16 protein-coding genes and 2 pseudogenes are annotated in these 19,813 nt (G+C 41.1%); 15 read left to right on the forward strand and 3 right to left on the reverse strand.

What is annotated here, in order from left to right; all coding sequences use genetic code 11:
- Positions 1 to 16: 16 nt before the first annotated feature.
- From AA84_RS19645 to tnpC, 6 genes and pseudogenes are all read left to right on the forward strand, one after another.
- Complete coding sequence (locus tag AA84_RS19645) at positions 17 to 334, forward strand: site-specific integrase (protein ID WP_081791788.1); 318 nt, start codon at positions 17 to 19, stop codon at positions 332 to 334.
- The gene (locus AA84_RS17845) at positions 318 to 950 is read left to right on the forward strand and encodes a site-specific integrase (RefSeq protein WP_160168728.1); all 633 of its coding nucleotides are present in this window, start codon (positions 318 to 320) and stop codon (positions 948 to 950) included. Before AA84_RS19645 ends, AA84_RS17845 begins: the two co-directional genes overlap by 17 nt.
- Positions 937 to 1,554 carry a tyrosine-type recombinase/integrase gene (locus AA84_RS19520; RefSeq protein WP_201770053.1) on the forward strand — a complete coding sequence of 206 codons (618 nt, stop codon included), beginning with the start codon at positions 937 to 939 and terminating at the stop codon, positions 1,552 to 1,554. Before AA84_RS17845 ends, AA84_RS19520 begins: the two co-directional genes overlap by 14 nt.
- A gap of 16 nt (positions 1,555 to 1,570) precedes the next feature.
- The gene (locus AA84_RS19650) at positions 1,571 to 1,915 is read left to right on the forward strand and encodes a tyrosine-type recombinase/integrase (RefSeq protein WP_201770054.1); all 345 of its coding nucleotides are present in this window, start codon (positions 1,571 to 1,573) and stop codon (positions 1,913 to 1,915) included.
- Between the two features lie 2 nt (positions 1,916 to 1,917).
- Positions 1,918 to 2,847 (forward strand): tyrosine-type recombinase/integrase, encoded by a 930-nt coding sequence (locus AA84_RS17855; protein ID WP_051578013.1) that lies wholly within the window; start codon positions 1,918 to 1,920, stop codon positions 2,845 to 2,847.
- 161 nt (positions 2,848 to 3,008) lie between these two features.
- Positions 3,009 to 3,845, forward strand: a pseudogene (gene tnpC / locus AA84_RS17860) (IS66 family transposase); the annotation flags it as partial.
- 337 nt (positions 3,846 to 4,182) lie between these two features.
- On the opposite strand, the gene AA84_RS0112670 reads toward tnpC, so the two are convergent.
- Both AA84_RS0112670 and AA84_RS18440 read right to left on the reverse strand, forming a co-directional pair.
- Complete coding sequence (locus AA84_RS0112670; RefSeq protein ID WP_028977505.1) at positions 4,183 to 4,614, reverse strand: YrhA family protein; 432 nt, start codon at positions 4,612 to 4,614, stop codon at positions 4,183 to 4,185.
- Positions 4,615 to 4,618: 4 nt separating this feature from the next.
- Positions 4,619 to 6,604: pseudogene (locus tag AA84_RS18440) on the reverse strand (T7SS effector LXG polymorphic toxin).
- A gap of 670 nt (positions 6,605 to 7,274) precedes the next feature.
- On the opposite strand from AA84_RS18440, the gene AA84_RS0112685 reads away from it, so the two are divergent.
- The 9 genes from AA84_RS0112685 to AA84_RS0112730 all read left to right on the forward strand — a co-directional run bounded on the left by AA84_RS0112685 (position 7,275) and on the right by AA84_RS0112730 (position 18,487).
- Positions 7,275 to 8,687 (forward strand): glycoside hydrolase family 32 protein, encoded by a 1,413-nt coding sequence (locus tag AA84_RS0112685; RefSeq protein ID WP_028977507.1) that lies wholly within the window; start codon positions 7,275 to 7,277, stop codon positions 8,685 to 8,687.
- A gap of 20 nt (positions 8,688 to 8,707) precedes the next feature.
- A complete protein-coding gene (scrK, locus tag AA84_RS0112690) occupies positions 8,708 to 9,583 on the forward strand; it encodes a fructokinase ScrK (RefSeq protein WP_028977508.1) in 876 nt (291 codons plus the stop codon).
- Positions 9,584 to 10,352: 769 nt separating this feature from the next.
- The gene (locus AA84_RS0112700) at positions 10,353 to 11,354 is read left to right on the forward strand and encodes a LacI family DNA-binding transcriptional regulator (RefSeq protein WP_028977509.1); all 1,002 of its coding nucleotides are present in this window, start codon (positions 10,353 to 10,355) and stop codon (positions 11,352 to 11,354) included.
- An 11-nt stretch (positions 11,355 to 11,365) separates the two neighbouring features.
- Positions 11,366 to 12,472 carry an ABC transporter ATP-binding protein gene (locus AA84_RS0112705; RefSeq protein ID WP_028977510.1) on the forward strand — a complete coding sequence of 369 codons (1,107 nt, stop codon included), beginning with the start codon at positions 11,366 to 11,368 and terminating at the stop codon, positions 12,470 to 12,472.
- Positions 12,469 to 13,845 (forward strand): ABC transporter substrate-binding protein, encoded by a 1,377-nt coding sequence (locus AA84_RS0112710; protein WP_028977511.1) that lies wholly within the window; start codon positions 12,469 to 12,471, stop codon positions 13,843 to 13,845. The genes AA84_RS0112705 and AA84_RS0112710 overlap by 4 nt, the downstream gene beginning before the upstream one ends.
- A gap of 191 nt (positions 13,846 to 14,036) precedes the next feature.
- Entirely contained in the window at positions 14,037 to 14,951 is a 915-nt protein-coding gene (locus tag AA84_RS0112715; RefSeq protein ID WP_051578016.1) for an ABC transporter permease subunit, read from the forward strand.
- A gap of 6 nt (positions 14,952 to 14,957) precedes the next feature.
- The gene (locus AA84_RS0112720; RefSeq protein WP_037563616.1) at positions 14,958 to 15,824 is read left to right on the forward strand and encodes a carbohydrate ABC transporter permease; all 867 of its coding nucleotides are present in this window, start codon (positions 14,958 to 14,960) and stop codon (positions 15,822 to 15,824) included.
- A gap of 6 nt (positions 15,825 to 15,830) precedes the next feature.
- Complete coding sequence (locus AA84_RS17870) at positions 15,831 to 17,180, forward strand: MFS transporter (RefSeq protein ID WP_152540375.1); 1,350 nt, start codon at positions 15,831 to 15,833, stop codon at positions 17,178 to 17,180.
- Between the two features lie 5 nt (positions 17,181 to 17,185).
- Positions 17,186 to 18,487: a CehA/McbA family metallohydrolase gene (locus AA84_RS0112730; protein WP_028977514.1), complete on the forward strand. Its 1,302-nt coding sequence runs from the start codon at positions 17,186 to 17,188 to the stop codon at positions 18,485 to 18,487.
- A 984-nt stretch (positions 18,488 to 19,471) separates the two neighbouring features.
- On the opposite strand, the gene AA84_RS0112735 is transcribed toward AA84_RS0112730, so the two are convergent.
- Positions 19,472 to 19,807 carry a hypothetical protein gene (locus AA84_RS0112735; RefSeq protein WP_028977515.1) on the reverse strand — a complete coding sequence of 112 codons (336 nt, stop codon included), beginning with the start codon at positions 19,805 to 19,807 and terminating at the stop codon, positions 19,472 to 19,474.
- Positions 19,808 to 19,813: the final 6 nt, after the last annotated feature.

The raw sequence follows: 19,813 nt of genomic DNA on the forward strand, positions 1-19,813 counted from the left end.
TGGGAGGTGCATCAAAATGCATGCAAAAACGACGAAAATTCTCCTAAGGTATGAGGTCTACTCAGATACCTTAGAAGATTACCTGAACCTAGAGGAATTCAGGAAACTATCCCCACTGACTATTTCATCCAAAAGAATCACGATTATTTCTTTTATGAATTATCTTGGCGATAGTAACGTAAGAAATTTCCAGAACTGTAATCAAAGTAATGTTACCGGTTATTTATCTTCCCTTTCCAAATTATCTTCTTCCACCATAAGTGGACGCACATTTATTTTGCGTCACTTCTTTAATTTTTTACACACCAGAAACTACCTTGTTCTCAGGCAATGAACTATTTCCAGTCATATTTACCAACAAACGTGAACGTATACTTTCATTTTATTCCATTGAGGAAATCAGACGAACCATTTCTTCCGTAGACAGAGGCACATCTTATGGAAAAAGGGACTTTGTCGTTTTGCTACTCGCTGCGGAACTTGGTATCCGCTCCAGTGACATCATCCGATTAAAAATGTCAGATATCCATTGGGAACGCAATACAATTGAGTTTGTTCAGTATAAGACTAAGACTTTCAATCAGTTACCATTGTTGGAAAATATCAAATATGCATTAATTGATTACATTAAAAATGAACGTCCAAAAACCAACTCAGATTACATTTTTATTGGCATTAAAAATGGTGGGAAACCTTTGACTAATTCTTGCATACATCATGTGGTCTCTAAGTATTTCATAAAAGCTAACATTGATATTTCGGAGCGAAAACATGGTCCACATGCTATGCGACATTCTTTGGCAAGCAACATGCTCCATAACAACACTCCGATGCACGTAATTAAGGAAGCCTTAGGGCACTCGAACATCAACACCACGAGAATGTATCTTAATATTGATATTGATGCTTTAAGACAATTTGCTTTGAAGGTGCCTTGTGAAACAATATGATACCTTCAATTTTCCTAAGGTCTACCGTTACATTGCTTTGGAGTATGTAAATTATAAACAGTCCCTAGGATTCAAGTATTCGTACGCTGAACAGTCAAAAGTAAACAGGATGCTTCGTTTTATATATGCTCATTCGAAATCAGATCCTATACTGGCTTTACAACCAGAACTGGTTAAAGCATATGCAACAAAAAATGACAATGAAAGTGCCAGAACCCTTCATACAAGGCAATCTCATATAAGACAGTTTGCCTTATTCTTAAACTTGAGAGGTATATCCGCCTTTGTCTACCCGAAGGAGCTCGTTAAAGTTTCAAAAAATTTTGTCCCATATATTTTTACCAAAGATGAAATGAACCGAATCTTTCGGGAAGCTGATGCAATCAAACCAAACAAGAATAAATTTGTAAATACCCCTTATATATATCCTGCGGTAATCCGTGTGTTATATGGATGTGGTTTACGTGTGAGTGAAGCCCTTGCTCTCAAATGTGAACACGTTGATCTAGATAACGGAATTCTTGTCGTTATGAAGGGAAAAAATAATGTTTCCCGGTTAGTTCCAGTATCTGGATCACTAAGACAGTATTTATCCTATCTATAATTCAAAGGTTGTGAGAATGGGAAATCCACACTTTTTCCCAGCACTTCACAAGGAAAGATATTCTCCAACAACGATCAGGAATCAGTTTAGAAGGCTGGAGGAGAAAGCTGGCATATTCCAGTTAAGTACCGGAAGGTACCCGCGAGTCCATGATCTAAGACATACCTTCAGTGTCCATGCCCTAGAACAAATGATTCGTAAAGGTATGGACCCTTATTGCTCACTTCCAATCCTCAGCACTTATCTTGGGCACAAAGGTGTGGAATCGACAGAAAAATATCTGCGTTTAACTAAACAGTACTTTATTGATATCCTTCAGTTTAGCCACGAAAATGCAGAAAAGATCTTTCCGGAGGTGTGATTATGCGCAAAAAGGAATTATCTTATTATGTTACCAGCTTCTTTACTGAATATCTTAGTGGAGAGGCAGGCCTGTCAATCAATACCATTAAATCATACCGGGATGCGTTCATACTTTTCTATAAGTACCTTGAAGAAGCTGGTATCTGCAAGATCAGTAAACTTAAAATGGATATGTTGAATGCAGATAATATAACTGGATTTTTGGATTGGCTGGAACAATCGAGATGTTGCAGTATTGGTTCAAGAAACCAACGCCTTGCGGCGTTAAAAGCTTTCTGTAGCTATGTCATACGCCGAAGCCCGGAGGAGAGTGCCTTGTGTCAGGGAGTCTTAAAAATACGTATAAAGAAAGCACCACAGAAATCTGTCGAATATTTAAGTGGAGCAGCCGTTGAATATCTCCTCAAAATACCTAACAGTCATTCTATGCAAGGTATTCGCGAGCTTGCAATGATTGCTTTAATGTACGAATCGGGTTGCAGAGTTCAGGAACTCATAGATTTAAGAGTTGGTGACATTGCCTTTCGAAGTCCAAACACGCTTACCCTAACAGGAAAAGGAAATAAATCAAGAGTGGTTCCTATAAGTATCAACGCCGCGAACATTCTAAAAGCTTATTTGAATTCCGCTGGTATTGATGACACGGTTCACCCAGTATTTGTTAACAGATATAATAAAACCTTGTCAAGGTCAGGAGTTTCCTATGTACTGGATAAATATGGACAAATAGCAAGCAAAGCAAGATCAGATTTATTTCCGTCTAAGCTACATCCGCATATATTGAGACATTCCAAAGCAATGCATCTTCTTGAAAATGGAGTGAACCTCATATATATTAGGGATTTTCTTGGACATTCATCAGTTACCACAACGGAAATTTATGCAAGATGTAATCGAAGAGAAAATATATTGAGCAGGCTGGTACTCTAATTACCGAGGCTGTAGAAGAATATAGTGATGGTGAAAAAAAAGCATTGATTGACTGGCTTCGGAAAAATATCTAAATTATTATGTTGAGTGGTTACGCCATATACCTCGTGTCCGTGCGGCATGGTAACCCTCAACTTTACATAATATATCACTCTACATAAGATGAAACGATACTTCAAGTTTTGAAGGAACCTGAGCGGCCAGCTACATCAAAATCCTACCTATGGCTTTATCGAACGGGACACCTTGGCCCTCCAATCGTATTGTATGATTATCAAACAACGCGAGCGAGTAAGCATCAGGCTCGATTCTTAGCTGATTTTAAGGGCTACCTTCACGTGGATGGCTACGCTGGCTATCCTGCGCTTCAAAGCATCACCCTGGTCGGGTGTTGGGCACATGCGCGGAGAAAGTTCAGCGAGGCAATCAAGGCTTTACCGGATTCGGCAAAAGATTCGGTTGTACTCGCTAAAGAAGGCCTTGCTTACTGCAACAATCTATTTAAAATTGAACAGAACCTCAAGAAATCCAATGCTTCCGATGAAGAACGCTACCAAACGCGACTCAAGCAGAGCAAGGTTATCGTTGAGGCTTTTTCAGCATGGCTGAAAAAGCAGACGCCTCGAGTCCTTCCTAAAAGTGCATTAGGTAAAGCCATCCATTATTGTCGTACACAATGGGAGAAACTGATTGTCTTTTTACAGGATGGACGGTTGGAGATGGATAACAATCGAGCTGAGCGCTCGATCAAGCCCTTTGTGATGGGACGAAAAAACTGGCTGTTCAGTAATACGCCAAGAGGTGCAGTAGCTAGCAGCACCATATACAGTCTCATCGAAACCGCAAAAGAAAACGGCTTGATTCCGTTTCAATACCTTAGCTATTTATTCGAACAACTGCCCAACCTTGAAGACCAGACCAACGAGACACTCGATAAACTACTGCCTTGGTCCTCAAGTCTTCCGGAAAACTGTAAACTATCTTCCCAACAATCATAAATCAAGCCCACATCTTTGACTAGGTGTGGGCTATTTGACGCTTACAGGGCAAATCAAGTGTTTGACAATTCTATAATATATTTCTAAATAGTACTGAACTGGTTTCATATGGACTATTTCGATGGCACTACATCCCTTGGTGATGACGGAAATAATTGTACACAATATTACCTTTGAGATTGATTTTTTCACTATTGAAAGCATGATATATTATCCTGAAATCAGTTTTTTGGGAGACATGGGATTAACCTTATGATCACGCAAAAGTCGATCGATTTCACAATGTTTCAGTTATCGGTTGATTTTATTATAGATGATTAATAGTCGCATGCATTAGTTATAAAAGATTTTTAAGTGCCTGTTCAAACATTTGATTAAAGTGATCAAATTCACAAATTAAATCTCCACTTGGTTTATCGAGTTCAACAAATTTGTTTTTTTCAATATCATAGGCATACCAGGAGATATTTCCATCTCCCAAAAAAAGATAATGGGTGTTGCTTTCAATGTCCCACCAAATTTCATTTGCAGAAATTAGATTGTTATTTTCATCGCCTGGATCAGAGTTATAAATGACTAATCCATTATAGTTTAACCCATCCATTTTATTTAAAAAATGTTCATACTCTGAAAACCATAGATTATGTCGTACATGGTCCGACACCCATTTTTTTAGGCGATCTATATTTTCTTTTTTTGCTGATAATCTCATTGAACGGCCGCGTGATTTTTTTTTGTTCTCAATTTGAGATAATAATTGATCCAACATGTTTTTACTCCTTTTCGGGATAAATGTGATTTCTAGGGATTGGCCATTGAATGTGAACAGAATCTCCTTCATTCAAATGCCCTGTTAAATTTTTCTGGGCATTAGTTAAAGCCTTATGGTATGGATCATTTCTAATTAAAACAAGATTGCTATAAACATTTGTACCTCCATCATCCAATGGCAATTTATGATGAACCTGATAATTATCTGGGATACATCCATCCTTCAAATCTTCAATGTCTACATCACTTAATCCTGCATCTATTAGTCTATTGATTGAATTTTGATCTTTGACTAGATACTTCGCGAAGTTCTTACGAACAGAACTGTCAAATTTTCTTCTTAATTGATTGAATTCATTTCTGTTCCGCTTCGTATAAGTTATCTCTTTCATATCCACATTATCTAAAATAATAGTTTCCCCTTTTAAAGTACCTGAGAAACTATGATCATCAAAAGCGTAATTATGTTTATTTTGAATTGTCTTTTTAATTGACGCTTGCTGAATGATGCTTCTGACGTTATTAATAGGATCAATAAAGGTACTCTTTCCAGCGCTTTCGCCAATCCTTGAAAGCTTATCTCTTAAGCCAGAGGAGTTAATTGAATTATACGGGACATCTCCTGCAATTTGAACTTTTGGCGCAAATGGGTTATTCCATCCGTTAATTTTATCTGCTGCTTTGTTTGCGTGTTTAACTACGCTTGCTTTTGCTAGTGTACTTATTTTCTTTGCCGATGTGCCCAATTTTTCCAGGTTAGCCACTTTGCTGACTTGACCAATGCCTTTGGTTCCGACAACTGAGGTAACCAGCGTTGTTAATGTGTAAGTAACCCATCGTGATCGTGTATACGCATCCCCATGAACCATATCTTTGTCATAGGATTCAGTTATCGCTTGGGCAATGAGTGCCGACGTTTGCTTCCAATTCCATAGTGCCATAACCGTGTTTGTTGCGGTTTTTAGGGGATCCCGGACCATATCGATAAATCCATAGACTATATCTTTACCTGTATCAATTAAACCTTGCGTGATCCCACGGTTGATTTTTTCCTTTAAAAGGTACATACGAACATCGGGAGGCAGGCTGGCTTCAGCATTCATTATTCGTGCCTGTTCCTGCTGCTTTTTGATCTCCAGATACTGCTGTGTTTGCTTCCGCATTTCATCCTGAACTTGATAGATTTTGCTGTCGTGATAGGCGGTCGCGTTGAAATGCATCGGTTGCACATCGGCGCCTTGGAGAGTCGCGTGAATCAGCTCTTCGTACAGTGCTTGGATGTGCGGCAGGTCTTCAGTAATTTGACGGTATTCATTCGTTAAGGACTGATCGAGATCCTGAACATCGAGCACCATCTTTGCGCGCTTCTTATCTGCAGCATCAAGTTCCTGATCGACGTCGTGGTTCGAAAAGACGTTGATAGGTTCCAGATCCGATATACTGCTCAGAATCTTGGCGATGTCATCACGCTGCTCGCGTACCATTTCCTTGGAACGCGCGTAGCTCATGGAAAGGTCCTCATTCAAAAAAGGGACGTGAACCTGTGTATCTCCGTCGAGGTTCTTGTCATCAAGCGTACCAGAAATGCCTTGAAAATAGGCAATCTTCTTGTACTATTAAGAAGAAATGTAAATTTCAAGGAAAATAGTATAAGTGCAACTAAGGCTCAGCCGGGCCTAAAGGCTTGGCTTCACCAAGATTTCTTTATCAATCAGCCGCAGCCAGGCATCGACGACATTGATTTGTCCTGAATAAAAGTGTTTAATCGCGGCCGCACCTTTGCCTTGAAGATCAGAGCCGAGTCCAGCGATCTGCTGGAATGCGGTGCGTAAGTTATGGAATTGATCGCGTAACGTTTGGTAGTGTTTGGCGTGTGCTTTGGCGGCTGTGATTAGTGATTCGGCATCGTAGGTTTGTGTATCGCCGGCTGAGCCAGAGCCGCCTATGGTTACTCTCAATTTATCACCTTCAGAATAGGAACTGTTCAATGGGATGGAAATGCAAAACGTGATGTGTTTCTGGAAGGAACAAGCGATGAAGGTTCATTGTTTTAATTTGTCTCTAGTATACAAAAGGTGACCAATTGATGAACACGGGCGAAATGCCTAAAAGGGCATTGAGATTTTACGAAAACACAAGTGATCGACATGATTCGACATTAAATGCCCTGCCATTATGACTATGCAACAGATAACCTAAGGTCAAGATACAGATAGAGGGTACAACACCAAAAATAACCGAAAACTGTTGAATCATTTGGAATGCTTGGCGACTTCCGAGTGCGTGATTTCTGGGGAATAAGCCGATCAATCCCCGGCCACATTCGTTGCTTTGTACCTTTGATGTACAACCAGCTACTTTTCAAAGAACGGTGGCTTTCCCCCATTGATTCAAGCTGTTCTTTTAGAGGAATACGTACTTGAGCCATCCCTGAGTCTTTCCTTTAATTTTTTTAAAGAATAGCTTGACAATAATTGATACCGCTTACATAATGATATTCCCGGTTTTTCTTATTGCGACTATGCCTTTCGCAGGGAAGATTATTAAGATTGCCCAGATGAAGTGTGGCGAAGCGGGAAACTCCTTGTTATCCTGGATACAAGAGGCGAGAATCAGTCGAAAACAAAGCCTTAACCGTTCGAAAGGAGTTTGTCATGAATGAATCAGATAACGAATGACCGATATAGGCAAAACTATCATATCATGCCCCCAAAAGGATGGATGAATGATCCCAATGGATTATGTTTTTTTAAAGGCTATTACCATGTCTTTTTTCAGTATCATCCCTATAGTGCAGAATGGGGACCAATGCACTGGGGCCACATGCGGAGTATGGATCTGGTCCATTGGCAAGAGTGCCCAATCGCGCTAACGCCAGGGGATAACGAAGACAAAGACGGTTGCTTTTCCGGCAGTGCTGTGGTCAAAGATGGTCGGCTCTACTTGATCTACACAGGCCATCACGACAAAGAAAATACAGACCAGAAACAGTACTGGCAAAATCAAAACCTTGCCTACAGTGAAGACGGAATTCATTTTAAAAAATACGAGAAAAACCCAATAATCAGTCACCCGCCTGAAGATAATGACATTGACTTTAGAGATCCAAAAGTTTGGCTGGAGAATGGTAAATGGTTCATGGTTTTGGGTAGCCGCGATCAATCCGGATTGGGAAGAGTCCTGTTATATGCCTCTCATGACTTATTGAACTGGGACTATTTCGGTGTGATCAGCCAATCAAATCATCCGGAAAAGGAAGGGTATATGTGGGAATGCCCTGATTTTTTTCAGCTGGATGGACAGTATATCCTATTAACCTCGCCGCAGGGGATTGTTTCACATCATGACAGGTGCAAAAACATTTTCCAAAGCGGGTATTTTATCGGCGATTATAAAGACGGTGTTTATACGAGAGGCTGCTTTCGAGAAATGGATGCTGGGCATGACTTCTATGCAGCACAAACCATCGAGACCGATGATGGCAGGCGTATTTTGCTCGCTTGGATGGCGATGTGGGAGAACAAGATGCCTGAGCAAGCGGACGGATGGGCGGGAACCATGACGCTTCCGAGAGAATTAAAGCGGGTTGGAGATAAATTATATGCATACCCGATCCAGGAATTAAAAGCGCTTCGATCAAAGCTTCTTCTATCAAAAAATGAATCCACCAACACGATCAATTTTTGCAGCAAGGCACATCAACTGGAAATTGATGCTAAAATGGATTGGAGGAGTCATTCAACGATCGCTTTAGTGATGAATGATCATAACGGAAGTGCGCTTATTTCTGTGACTTTTAACGCTGATGATGGTAAAGTTGTCCTTCACAGGGTCGGTCCTGATGCAGAGAGACAAACCGTTATTCAGCAATCCGATGACTTAACAATGAAGGTCTATGTCGATACGTCATCTTTTGAATTGTTTATTAACCATGGAGAAGCCACCTTTTCAGAACGGTTTTACGCGGAAGGCGCGCTTTCCTTTAAAATAAGTGCACAAGAACGTGTTTGGTGCACAATGCATGTCTATGAACTGGGAAATCATCGCAACAATGCGATGATTGATAAATGAACGATGAGGAGATGGAGGACATGTTATTAGGCAGTATTGAAGCAGGCGGTACGAAGTTTGTCTGTGCGGTTGGAAATGAAGATTATCGAGTACTCGAAAAAGCAACGTTTCCGACGACCGATCCAAAGACCACGTTTGCACAGGTCATCGACTTTTTTAAAAAATTTAACGATCTGGCCGCGCTGTCGATCGCTTCTTTCGGTCCGATCGAGATCCAAAAAAACAACACAAGATACGGATACATTACCGAAACACCAAAAAAAGGATGGAGCAATACCGACTTTGTCGATCCGATAAAAAAAGCGTTGAACATTCCCGTATTTTTCACCACGGACGTAAATGGATCGGCATACGGCGAATATGTTCTTGCGCAATTATTTAATGAAAAGATACGATCGTTGGTCTATTTAACCATTGGTACCGGTATTGGTGGCGGGGCGATCATCGACGGAAAGATTGTCGGATCCCAAGGCCATACCGAAATGGGGCATGTGCGAGTCAAACGCCATCCGGATGATTTAGATTTTGAAGGGCTCTGTCCGTTTCATCACGATTGTCTTGAAGGACTTGCCTCAGGGCCAACCTTTGAAGCGAGACTGGGCATTAAAGGACAGGATGTCCCAAAGGATCACCCGATTTGGGACATCGTCTCGTACTATGTTGCGCAAGCTGCCATTCAGCAAACAATGATTCTTCGCCCGGACAACCTTGTATTCGGCGGTGGAGTAGTCAGCGAACCGTTCCTGGAAAAAGTACGGCGCGACTTTGCGCAATTAAACAATCAGTATGTTCAGGTCCCTGACTTAACGACCTATATCCGCATGCCAAGAGCCAAAGACAACGGATCGGCAACACTAGGCAACTTTGCACTGGCATTTCATGAATTAGGAAAATGACGCGTGCGTGATCAATCGATGAACAGGTAAACCTTCCCCTTTGCGTAGACAGATGTAGGTCGTCTGTTTCGCCAAAGGGGAATTTTGTTTAAAAAAGGCTGTTTCTTATATCTATTATCATATTTTTATTTTTGCCATACAAATGCACCAAAGTATTTAAGAACAAGGATGTATCAAAAAATAAGAAAATCATTGCTCTGAACTCTGCTGTAGCAGGTTGTTGCTTAGTCTCTCAATATTTTCAGCCTGAGCGGGTTCTATAAGCGTATATCCAACAGATTTTTCAATGGTTTGCAACTTGGTAAGTCACTCATCTAAAGGTAATTTATGATGAACATTATAACCTCTTGGAGTGCAAACCCTGCCGGAGTTTCTATCTGAAAAAGCGTGAATTCCGGATTGTTTTTGTCCCCTAGATCTCTGTATCTCTTTGTGTTAGCTACAGCGGGTGCTTTATTTGATTTAGCCCACTCCGAGACTATCAATACCAAATAATCCGCCAGAACCGTATGTAGTTAAAAACAATGCTACTCTAACTGAGATGATAGGCACCGGCTCATTTTCTCTGATTTAGATCCCCCTTTTTACACAATGATACCTCATCGTTTTGTTCTCATTCTATTACGCTTATTTTCTACAGTGATTTCTTAGTAGCAATGGGCAATACACGTGAATTAACTTAAACTTTACGTTGCGCAAATAGTAGATTAATGAACCGGACGTAATATATAAATTGTGCAGCGAACCGGTTTTCTGATGGAGGTGCCCTATGGCCACGATTAGAGATGTTGCGAAGAGAGCGAACGTAGCAAAAAGTACAGTATCTAATGTGTTTAGTAAGAAGAAAGAAATCAGTAAGGAATTAACGGATAAAATCTTGAAAGCAGCTCGGGAACTCAACTATCGACCCAATTATTTTGCTTCTACTCTAGCAACGAAGAGGTCACGAGTGATTGGTGTATCGTTTAATACTGATACAACATCTTCAACCGATTTTCATCAAAACATGATTCGGGGGATTCTATCGGTTTGTGATGAACGCAACTACTATCTGCTCATTAATCCCTCAGGAAAAAAGAGAAAACATTTTTTTCCGGTTGATGGAGAGATCATTTTGAATCCGGAAACCTATGAATCTGATTCGAATGATGCGATCAAACGTGTATGGGTCGGCGCGCCTCCGCTCAATGAAAAAGAGGGCGCGTTTCATGTCGATAACGATAATGTCCATATAGGGTATATGGTTACTGATTTTTTGATCAAAACCGGGGTTACAACGCTTTGTTTTTTAAACTCACAGGAAACGAGAACCTATGCTAAGGAAAGAAAGAATGGATTTGACCAAGCAATCCATGAACAGGGTCACTTGGTCAAGAGGTATCGCCACGATTTCCTAGAAGAAGATGACCCGCAGGATTTTGCTTATCAAATCGCAAAAGAAGAACTGATCCAGGGCACATCTCAAGGCTTTATCACGGATTCAGATATCATGGCAAAAGGGGTTTACCGGGCGGCTTATGAATGCGGCAGACGCATACCAGAAGATGTATCGGTCATTGCAATCTGTTCCGGTCTCAATACAAGTGATGTCTTTCAGCCTTCTTTAACTGTGGTTGAGCTGAATGAATTGCGACTGGGGCAAAGAGCCGCACAATTGTTAATCGATCTTATTGAAGATAAAAGCGAGCAAACGTCGAACAATCAACAAATCGAATCGTTTATCAAAGTCATGAAATCAACACGATCATTTCCTCAAAAAACAAAGAAATAAGGAGTCAATCAATGGACTTTTTAACGTTTCATCATGTCTCAAAACAGTATCGGGATGGGAAAAAAGAGACCGCTTCTGCTGTGCATGATGCACATTTTTCCATTCAACGCGGAGAGCTCATCGTATTTGTCGGACCTTCAGGATGCGGAAAGTCAACGTTTCTACGCATGGTTGCTGGACTAGAGGAGATTACATCTGGAGAAATTATTCTAGAAGATCAACGGTTAAACGATGTGGACGTAAAAATGAGAGATATTGCCATGGTCTTTCAAGATTATGCCCTATATCCGCATATGAGTGTTGAAGAAAATCTAGCGTTTGGTTTGAAGAACCAAAAGATACCTAAGCAAAAAATAAAGCAAAAAATCGATGAAGCGTGCGCGATCTTGAATCTGTCGGAGTTAAGGCAGCGTCTGCCCAAGCAGCTTTCAGGGGGGCAGCGTCAGCGGGTAGCATTGGGACGAGCAATCGTCAAAGAACCTAAAGCGTTCCTGCTTGACGAACCTTTGTCCAATCTTGACGCCAAACTTCGCGTGCAGACGCGAAAAATGATTGCGCAATTACATAATCAGCTTCAAGCGACGATGATCTATGTTACGCATGATCAAACAGAAGCCATGACTCTGGCAGATCGAATTGTCGTCATGAATCGAGGAATCATTCAGCAAATTGACACGCCGGAACGCATTTATCTGCATCCCAATAATCTATTCGTGGCAGGCTTTATTGGATCACCACCGATGAATCTATTGCATGTCCGTATTAAGGACGACCAAAGTCTTGCTGTAGGGACATTCCGCTTTTCCATTCCTCGCAACTATAAGGAATCGCTTCAAGCATTTATTGGAAAGGAGGTGATCCTTGGCGTTCGACCTGAAGACATCCAGCTCGAGGAGTCTTCCACAGCTGAAGAAGGGATGAAGCCTTATCTTACCGAATTTCTCGGCTCGGAAAATCTGATCTATTTTAAATTGAGAGAAGGGGAATTAATCGTAAAAAAGAATCTTTCATTAAAAATGTCCCCGGACATGAGTTATCGGCTCATCATTAATGGAGAAAACATGCATTTTTTCGATCCACAATCAGGAGAACATTTAAAAAGAAGGAGCCTTACATGAAAATGAAAAAAATGGTCTTAATTTTTCTTTGTACCGCTTTGCTTGTCGGTGTGCTTGCAGGATGTGGAAATGCAAACGAAGCAAAAGAGAAACAAACCGTAAACATTTTGACCTCTGTGACCGGTGGCAAAGATGAAGAAGGCATGAAAGCTTTTGCAAAAGAACTGAGTCAGCTAACTGGTTATAAGATTAACATGATTAAGCCCGCAGACGATTACAATACGGTACTGATGCAAAAGTTAAAAGCAGGTGGAGAGAACTTGGACCTGATTTACTTCGATCAGAGCCAGCTGCCTGATTTAGTGAAACAAGGAGCCCTTCAAGACCTGACCGGAAAAGTGAAGGACTCCAAAATACTATCAAACAATTCAATAATACCAGAAAAAGAATGGAATAACATTAAAATCGATGGAAAAATTTATGCAAGTTTCAATAAAAAAGAGATTGAACGCGTTGTTAACGTTAATGAAGGCATGATCAAGAAGTACAACATCGATTTTTCGCAGGAAGACACGCTGGATGACTACTATCACTTGTTTCAGCAGTTGAAAGAAAAAAACAAGACACAAGGTTTTTATCCTTTTAACGTCTCGCTCAGTCTGCTTTTTGATCTTCAACCGTGGTTTGCCAGTGAAGGGCTTAAAGGCGGAATCGTTGTCGATCAAGACGGCAAAAAAACGGTTCCGTGGAGCACCGATGAAGCAGCACCTGTATGGTCTTGGCTGAGAAAGCTTTATAAAGAAGGATTGATGGATCCGGACGCATTGACGGATACGACAAAAGAATTGCGAAATAAGTTTCAATCATCGCAAACCGCTGTGGTTACCGATTGGGCTGCATGGACAGGCCTCTATAACGTTAATGCGGGAACCAGTTACCCGAATGCCTTTAAGGCCGTTGCTCATGGCGGAACCAAAAATAAAGAGGGTGCCTACATGTTAACACGCGGGGCTGCTTCCTTGTGGGGCATTCCAGCAACCAGTAAAAATGTTGACGGCGCGATGAAGGTCTTGGAAACATTTGCAACGCAAAAAGGCGGAGACCTTTTGTCAATCGGAGCCAAAGGCTACGATTATACGGATAAAGATGGAAAGGTTGAGCTAACCGAAAAGGGAGAAGCTGCGGGCAAAGATCATGGCGCACCATTCCCAATTTCAGAACAATATAAGTCCCCGCTTCCGTACAATCCAGGCGTTGACGAAGCTTTAGGATTCTTGAAGTACGCGTCCACAGAAAGCTATCTTCCAGAAACGACCGATTACACCACTATTGTGTCTAAAGAGGCGATCAAAATGGTTAAGGGTGAGGTTTCGGTTGATCAAGGATTGAAAGAAATGCGTGAAAGCTTGAAAGCAAAACAAGTGGTTGATTAAAGGCCGAGAAAGCATGCCAATCCAGAGCGTATCAATGTGAGCCAAATAGAAAGGAGGAAGGTGGATTTTTATGGATCTCAAAATGGATTCATAGAAATACACCTTTCTTATAGAAAAGATCAGATTTTGTCTTGAGCACAGCCATTCACGACAAGCGCTCGGGCGCCTGATTCAATTCAATGAAAGGAGGAATGATTCAATTGCGGCCATTCGTTGCATCAACGTCTCAGACCTTACGAAAAATGAAAAAATATCGTTTTGTTTATCTCATGCTCATTCCTCTGCTCGTCTATTTTAGTGTCTTTGCCTATATACCGCTGATTATGGGATTTGTGCAGAGCTTCCAAAAGAGTAAGTTATTAGGAAATGTCGAATGGATTGGATTTGAGAATTATTTTGAGCTATTTGCGGATAAGGAGTTTCTCTCCTCGCTCTGGAATGGCTTTTCAATCGGTTTAGGTACTTTTGTTCTTGTATTCGTTGGCGGCTTAATGCTTGCCATACTTCTTAATGAAATAAGAACGAAATCGTTTCGTTCACTGATCCAAACAACTACTTTTTTACCTTACCTATTCTCATGGACGATTGTTGGCGGTATTTGGGTGTATCTGTTAAGTTCACACGGATTAGTGAACAGTCTATTGATCGCTTTGGATCGCGATCCTTTTCATTTTTTAACGGAACCCCAATATGCCCAGCTCATTATGATTCTGACCGGAGCGTGGAAAGACATTGGCTACACAGCAGTCCTGTTCTTGGCCAGTATCCTTGTGATCAATCAAAATTTGTTTGAGGCTGCTCAAATTGATGCCGCTTCACGGGGGAAACAAATCATCAAAATTATTCTTCCTGAACTGGTCCCAACGATGAAGACGATTTGCTTACTTGGCGTCATTGGTCTATTCACCAATTTCGATCAGGTCTATGTGATGGGGAATCCAGCGATCATCGATTCCGTGAAAACGCCTTTGGTTTATATCTTTGAACGAGGAATTACCAAATTTGATATTGGTGTGGCAACATCAGCTTCTGTGATTTTGCTTATCCTTACTCTTTTGGTTACCTACGTCTTTCAAAAACTGGTGTTCAACAAAGAATGGAAGTGAATTCGTTTGCGCTTTAAAAAGCAAAAAAATCAACTGTCGCGTCCCGTACGCTTTTTAAGCAGTTTACTGTTGCTCGTTCTCTTTATTTCAATGATTGTTCCGTTTCTTAATGTATTGGCCATCGCCTTTTCAACGAATAAAAATTCAATGATGCCGGGGATTACACTTTTTCCAAAAGAATTCTCGATCGAGGGTTTTCTCACGATATGGAAGACGCAGAACTTGTGGCTCCCCTTTTTGAATTCCTTACTCGTCGCTACCCTTGGCACATTTCTTCAGGTGCTACTCTCGGCCCTTGTTGGCTACATTTTGACAAAAAAGGATTTGCCTTTGCGCAAAGTAATCTTAGGCTTTGTCTTACTTACAATGATGATTCCAAGTGAATTGACTCTGGTTTCTCTCTATAGTCTCAATCGCGATTTGGGCTTACTCAATACGTATTCGGGATTGATTGTTAATGGATTGATGTCCGGCTTCAGCATCATTCTGATGAAAAATTATTTTGAATCTATTCCCTCGTCATTATTTGAAGCGGCACAAATTGATCATGCGAGTGAATTTACTATATTTATGAAAATTTATCTGCCAATGTCCATTCCGGGCTTGGTTACGGTTGGATTCATTTCTTTTGTTTCAAAATGGAACAGCCTGCTGATACCTGCGACTATTATTACCGATCAAAATAAATATACCTTGCCGGTCGTTCTCCGCTCCTTGATTTTTAATAGTACGGCAAATTCAGGGACGGCGTTTATTGCACCGAACGCGATTATGGCTGGTATAGTCATTTCGGTTATTCCTTTAATTGTCGCCTATATTATTGCGCAAAGATTCCTAGTGGGTGGCATGAATCTCGGCTCGGTAAAAGGGTGAGTTGTTGTGCAGGAACGACGTGATCACTCGAGTGCGGAGCGGTTAGGAGGGAGAACGACACATCCATTAAGATACGCCGTGGGTATGTTTGGTACGTCGATTCCGATTAATCTGCTCCGTACCTATGCCGCGATTTATTGTATTGATCAAGTGGGCATCACATCAAAGCAGTTTTCTATCATTCTGTTTGTTTACACAATTGTTGATGTGTTGAATATCTTCTGGTTTGGCTATTTATCGGATCGTACGCAGACGCGTTGGGGACGAAGGAAACCGTGGCTTGTCGTGTCCACACCATTACTCGTTTTTTCTTTAATTGGTTTTTTCAGCCTGCCATTTAGTGAAGGCAATGTTTGGATTGGTGTTTATCTCGGGATCTTTTATATTCTGACCACCGCGTTGGATTTGATCATTAATTTGAACTATGGATCACTTTTTCCGGAGCTCTTTCCTGAGATCAAGACGCGCATTAAAACGAATCTTCTCAGACAGGCCTTTCAAGTTGCCGCGATGGTGATCAGTATTGCGTTAACACCGGTTATAACGGAACGTTTTGGTTATTTGAGTGTGGCGATTATTTATGGCGTGCTTGCTTGGTTCATTATCTGGTTCAGTGCTTTTGGCTGTCATGAACGCTTTCATCACCAACCAAAAGTCAAAGTCAGCTTTACCGAGAGCTTCTCGATGGTGATGCGGGAAAAAAATCTTTGGACCTATGGCTTCGCAACGGCATTTTATAGCATTTCGTTTGCTCTGTTTATGCAAAGTATGCCCTTTTTTATCAAATATGCGCTGCATCTCGATGCAACCAGGACATCATTGATCTTCTTTGTTGTACTTCTGGTAACGGTCGTTGGCATGGGGGTATGGGGACGCATTTCGTGTTTCTTTTCTGCTCTGAATGTTCTAAGAGTGGGTACGGGCATCATTCTTTTTGGCTTTTTTTTACTGCTGTTTTCCAATGATTTTCTAACGCTGACGTTATTTAGCAGTTTAATCGGATTTGGCATTGCGGGCGTTATGATTTCTTCAGATCTTGTTGGCGCTCTATTAATTGACCGTGGCTATGAGAAGCATAAAAAAAGATTAGAAGGTGTGTACAGCAGTTTTTTCAATCTCATGTACCGCGTCAATGGAATCTTTATTGGCTTCGCTTTTTTTCTTGTCGAACAGTTCTATCATTTTTCGAGTGGGACATCCCCAGGTGATGCACCGGATCAAGCGGCAAAATTTCTCTTTGTTGTTTTCCCACTTGCTACCGCAATACTCAGTTTACTGATGACTTTTTTCATCAGTAATGACAATGAGAACACGCAGCATGTGGCTAACGAAACACATCTAAAAGAAGGAGAATGATTCAAATGTCAGAAAATAAACGCGTCATTAAAAAATATATTGAGAAAAAAGATGAAGGGTCCTATCTGCCCCTCCATTTCGAGGTTGGGGAAGGGATTGAACGTCTGGATATCGAATACAGTTATGAGAGAGTAAAGCAAACGAAAAGAGAAGACGCCACGTTCGCTAAGGAGCAGGCAACGCTTGATTTTTCAATAACTGCTGCGGATCAATGCTATCTTGGGTCATCAGGCTCAAATCGTGCGCACTTGTTTTTCTCCAGTACGGAAAGCTCTGTGGGCTTTCTGAAGTATCCAATTAAATCTGGAGTGTGGACGATTACTCTAGGCGCTTATAAGATTCCGGAAGAAGGAATTGAAGTCACCTATACAATTTTATTAACGCCGAAGCGCCGAAGATTGTTTAAAGGGGACACGCATGTGCATACCAACCGTTCTGACGGAACACTCTCAATTGAGACCGTTGTACGGCAAGCAAGAGAGCTAAATCTGGATTTTCTTTTTATCACCGATCATAATAACTTTGCCATGGATACCAATTATTTTAATTCAGAAGCATTAACGGTTATCCCTGGAATGGAGTGGACCCAATACAAGGGCCATGCGGGATTTCTCGGTACCGTCAAACCATTCGACGGAAATTTTGTCACCCATTCGCTTAACGAAACGCGAAGGAAAATGACAGAGGCAAAGAATCACCAGGCATTAACGGTACTCAACCATCCATTTTGCCCGGATTGTCCTTGGGAATGGGGATTTGATGTCCCTTATGATGCGATCGAAGTTTGGAATGGCGTAATCGCTGAGCGAAATGAACGGGCCATTGAGTGGTGGCACAGCCAACTTTGTGATGGGAAGAAGATTCCGGCGATTGGCGGAAGTGACTTTCATCGCCCAGGTTTATTCAACAGTTTGGGCGTACCGACGTACTGCGTCTATGCCTGGTCAAAAGATCCAGAGGATATTCTTTTGGCAATACGCCATGGAAGCGGCTATATCACGTATACAATTACCGCACCGAAACTGGATCTGACGTGCGGAGAAGCTTCATTCGGCGATACTACAGACGTGAATCGTGACATCATGGTATCGTTAAGTCAGCTCAAGGGCGGCGAAGAAATTCACTTTATTACCGACAAAGCTCGAGAAGTGGAAACCGTACAAAAGAATTGTACAGAGCTTGAACGTGTGAAGCGGCTTCCTAACGCCAAATTTCTGCGTGTCGAGGTTTATGGAATCTACGGCGGAACAGAGAAGAAATTAGAGGTTCTTTCAAATCCTATTTACTTCGAGGAGGAAAGTGATTAAAGAGACGTAGAATGGGCGGGTATACCTCTTTAACCGCAGGCGGATGCTGGAGCACAGAAGAAACGACCGGTAGCAGATATAGGCTAGTCCGATCGTTTTTTTCGTAGAATTTTTTACATTCTCTCAATTTATCTGATTAGTAGCTTCTGGTTCCCGGTACTTGCCCGATGAGGATCAATAGGAGATTGGTTTGTATAGTCCGTACATCACATCCACATTAGGCGTGTTCAGAACCGTGTGTCATTTTTGGTAATACTCTTTCAACATAATTACAAATAGATCGACCGCCTTGGTATAAAAACACGCGAATGCAGATTTTATGAGTTTTTTTCACTCATTTTCTTCCCATGCCTCTTTTGAGTCCATTAATCGGTTATAGAAGAATTCCTAAAAATTATCTGCTTCAATGCTGTCAATTCCTCAATTTTCCTGTGTCCAAGCAATAATAATATTCATCACAGTCAGTTATATGAATGGCAACTCTTATCGATTGAAGGAAACCAAAGCCTGGGTGGAGTAGCAACAGTTGAGTTAACCGCTCGTCCGTTCCCCAAAGCCGACTAAATTAGGTGTTGGATTTTTGAATGACGAAGTGGGGTATATTTAAAACGATATTTATGTCAAATAGGATAGCGTTCCGCTGGGTGGATTAGGAAACGAGTTATAGCTTTGTGGATAGCTCTTACCCAATATCCTAATGCTGCTTTAACCGCCTTTCAGACACGTTGATCGAAGCTATTTTTAATAGCAACGAAACGATCAGTAACGATGAGCTCGTTAAAATCGGTATTAAAATGATTGACGACTATCTCGATCAACGCCTAATTGTATAAATGAAGGCCAGGAGGGACAATCCGATTGTTAGTTTACCCTCCTGGCCTATTTTTTGGCACGAGTGACCTATTCTGATGGCCGCCTTCAAAATAAGGATATGTTCTTCTTCCAAAGACATACCACTTTCGAATAATTCTTCGAATGTAGCATTTAATCTTTGAATATTTCTGGAATTTTACTTCGCCAAACTTTTAATAATTCTTTAAACTCTCCAGTTTCAATCGTGTTCTTGCAAGGAGCTTCAATTTGAAAAGGATTTTCAACACTCGTTACTTCTTTTTTTATGAGTACATTGTTTGCATTCAATTCAATTTCAAAGTTTTCATATGTTCCGTTTAAGACTTTATCGATGTATCCTATATATTCATCTACTTGTTCCTCTGAAGCGATATTTTCAATGAAATCTGTGAAAAGACTAATTTCTTCCGGCAAAGTTATTCCTAAATCACCAAAAGGATCTTTTTTAAATTCATATGAATACTTCATAAGTTT

This window comes from Sporolactobacillus terrae DSM 11697 (genome assembly GCF_000648615.1).
GTDB classification, from domain to species: domain Bacteria; phylum Bacillota; class Bacilli; order Bacillales; family Sporolactobacillaceae; genus Sporolactobacillus; species Sporolactobacillus terrae.